At 67.5% G+C, this 2865-nt stretch carries 3 protein-coding genes and 1 pseudogene; 1 reads left to right on the plus strand and 3 read right to left on the minus strand.

Translation table 11 applies throughout. The features are described from left to right. Both FNH05_RS35545 and FNH05_RS35550 read right to left on the minus strand, forming a co-directional pair. Nucleotides 1–194 (minus strand): annotated as a pseudogene (locus tag FNH05_RS35545) (hypothetical protein); the annotation flags it as partial. Nucleotides 195–281: 87 nt separating this feature from the next. Next, nucleotides 282–1517, minus strand: coding sequence for a L,D-transpeptidase (locus FNH05_RS35550; RefSeq protein ID WP_144593231.1), 1236 nt, complete (start codon nucleotides 1515–1517; stop codon nucleotides 282–284). A gap of 368 nt (nucleotides 1518–1885) precedes the next feature. Here FNH05_RS35550 and FNH05_RS35555 point away from each other — a divergent pair, with 368 nt between their 5' ends. After that, nucleotides 1886–2089, plus strand: a complete 204-nt coding sequence (locus FNH05_RS35555) for a cold-shock protein (protein WP_027941311.1) — start codon at nucleotides 1886–1888, stop codon at nucleotides 2087–2089. Between the two features lie 84 nt (nucleotides 2090–2173). Here FNH05_RS35555 and FNH05_RS35560 read toward each other — a convergent pair whose 3' ends face one another. Further along, nucleotides 2174–2587, minus strand: coding sequence for a hypothetical protein (locus FNH05_RS35560; protein WP_144593232.1), 414 nt, complete (start codon nucleotides 2585–2587; stop codon nucleotides 2174–2176). Between the last annotated feature and the right edge of the window lie 278 nt (nucleotides 2588–2865).

The following is a 2865-nucleotide window of genomic DNA, read 5'->3' on the forward strand; positions in this document are numbered from 1 at the left end:
GTCACGGGCACCGGGGCGGCGGTCTGCTGGGGAGCCGGATCCGAGCGCGACGGCTCGGCGGTCGGAGCGTGGGTCGTGGTCGCCGGGGCCGGAGCGCCCCCGCCGGAGGCCGCCAGGGCCGTCCCGGTGACGGCCCCGGCGACGATCACGAAAGCCCCCGCGGCCAGGCCGATCCGCATCCGTGTGCTGAGCACATGTCCTCCCAGAGATGGGGTGTCGCCCGATGCGACACCGTCATGGTGAGACATGCACGGCGATGGCCGCGGGGTTGCATCGAATTTTCAGCGGTTGAGCGCGGACATCTTCGTCCAGTCCGCCCACGAGTAGGTCCAGTCCGCGTAGTCGCCGTCCTCCGGCCCCAACTGCTGGGTGCTGCCGACGATCTCCACCGGGTCGCCGGTGAGCACACCGTCGAAGTACACCTTGGCGTTCGCCGGCGAGAGGTTCAGACAGCCGTGCGAAACGTTCGCCTTACCCTGCACCGAGACGGTGCCCGCGAGACCATGGATGAACTCGCCGTTGTTGGAGATCCGCACCGCCCACGGCACGTTCACGTCGGTGTAGCCGTAGCGCGGGTTGCTCATCGACTTGATGGTGTACTTCTCCATCGTGACGTGGATTCCGCTGTGGGTGACCCGGCCCGGGTCGGAGTCCAGGCCGTAGCTGACCGGGTAGTCCGCGATCTGCTGGCCGTCGCGAATGACCTGCATACGGTGGGTGCGCGTGTCACCCTTGACGATCTGCGAGCGGCCGATGGAGAAGGAGGAGGTGATGTCGGACTTGCCGTAGGTGCCGTCGCCCATCTTCACGCCGTAGACGTGCGCGGCGATCTTCACCGTGGTGCCGGCCTGGAAGTATTCCTTCGGCCGCCAGTGCACCTGGGTGTCCGACAGCCAGGCCCACGAGCCCTCGGTCTTCGGGGTGGTCTCCACGGTCAGCGCGTGCTCGACGGCGGCCTTGTCGGTGACCTTGCTGCTGAAGGTGAGCGCGATCGGCATCGCGATGCCGTAGGTCTGCCCGTCGCCCACGTTGAGGCTGGCCGAGATCTGGCGCTTCGGCGTGACCGTGGTGAACGAGCCGGACAGGGCCGCGGGCTTGCCGTCGGTACCGGTCGCGCTGCCGGAGAACGTGTAGGTCTTGCCGTAGCCCAGCGGTTCCGTGGCGGTCCAGCTGTGCTTGTCGGCCGCGATCTGGCCGGCGACCTGCTTGCCGTCCGGGTTGGTCAGCGACACGTTCTGGATCTCGCCGTCGACGACGCTGACCTTCACCGGGTCGCCGGGCGCGACGTCCGTCGCCCCGGCGGTCGGTTGCGTGGTGAGCTTCGCGGGCGCCAGCGCGACCCCGTCAGCCCCGCCGGCCGGTCGCGCGCTGGTGTTGGCGTTGGTCGTGGCCGTCGCGTCGGACCCGCTGCTGCAACCGGTAAGACCGAGGACCGCGGCCAGTCCTAACCCGATCAGGGCGGCCGGAATGCGGCGTCCGATGCTGTGTGTGCTCACGTCTGTACCCCTTCTCCCCATTTGCCCCAGAAGACGCCCGACCAGGGGAAGCCGTTGACACTCGAAGGTGTGATCGAGGTCACACAAGCAGTAGGAGGCGGGCGCGATCATCAGCCTATCGGGTAGGTCGAGGTCCAGGTCGAGCCGCTCGATGTACGACGTTCCGGTGACTTCGGCGAAGGGGTCGGCAAAGGGGTTCAGATTTCGCCAGATCCCGGTAGGCTGCCCACTAGGCCGTCGTTTTGCGTGTTAGTGGCTTCACACTCGCGGAACTTCTGACGCGAGCCCTGAGCCGAACACGCTCTTTGCTCGTCTCGTTGGAACCGCCCGGGGCGGCCCGGGTCGCCGCCACGGCGGGGCCCGATGCGGATGTAACGAGGAGTAAAGCGGTGGCGCAAGGCACTGTGAAGTGGTTCAACGCCGAGAAGGGCTTTGGTTTCATCGCCCAGGACGGTGGCGAGGGCGACGTCTTCGTCCACTACTCGGAGATCGACGGGCGCGGCTTCCGCACCCTCGAGGAGAACCAGCGAGTCGAGTTCGAGGTCGGCCAGGGCCAGAAGGGCCCGCAGGCCCAGAAGGTGCGCGTCATCTGACGCCCCCTGCCCCATGAACGTCGCAGGCCCCCGGCGGTGATCCGCCGGGGGCCTGTTCTTCTCCGTGGGTCGCTTGGGGTCTGATCAGCTCAGGCTCTTGCCGAAGAAGTGCTGGTCGGTGTCCGCGATGCCGTCGTGGTCGGCGAACTGCCGTCGTTCCGACGAGGCGGCCTGCGCCTCCCAGGAAAGCCGTTCGAGGACCCAGTCCCGGGCGAGCGCCTGCGGGGAGGTGCCGCGTTCCTGTGCGAGGTCGCGCAACTGGGCGCTGGCGACCAGGTTCATGCGGAGCTGGTAGACCTGCGCCTCGCCGAAGCGCTTGCCCGTGCCGGTGCTTTCCGGGGCGGACTCGGGGGCGAGTGCGGCGAGGTAGCTGGTGAGCTCGTGATCTTCGGCCGCGCCCTCGTCCTCCTTGGCGGGGCCGTTGCGGTGACGGCCGGGGCTGACCGGCTTGAGATCGTTCCGGGTGTTGCCGCGGCGTCCTAACGAGGGAAGAGGCACCCGGACACGATAACGTTTGGATCTCGCCGCGCTCCTGAATGTGATCCAAGACACGCCGTGAGTGGTTGTGGTGACGGTGCTGGGGCCGGCTGACACCCACATGTCGCAATGGCTGCTTCACGAACTGTCATTACCCCAGGAAAAACGTGATAAGGCAACGCGGTTGCCGGACGCAATGGTGGGAAACCGACCAAACTTGGGGTGTCGGTGGAAATGGAGAGGCCCCCGCGCCAGGGGGAGGAACGCGGGGGCCGGAGGGGATCTCCACAGGCGCTGAC

The organism is Amycolatopsis rhizosphaerae, assembly GCF_007713715.1.
GTDB lineage: Bacteria > Actinomycetota > Actinomycetes > Mycobacteriales > Pseudonocardiaceae > Amycolatopsis_E > Amycolatopsis_E rhizosphaerae.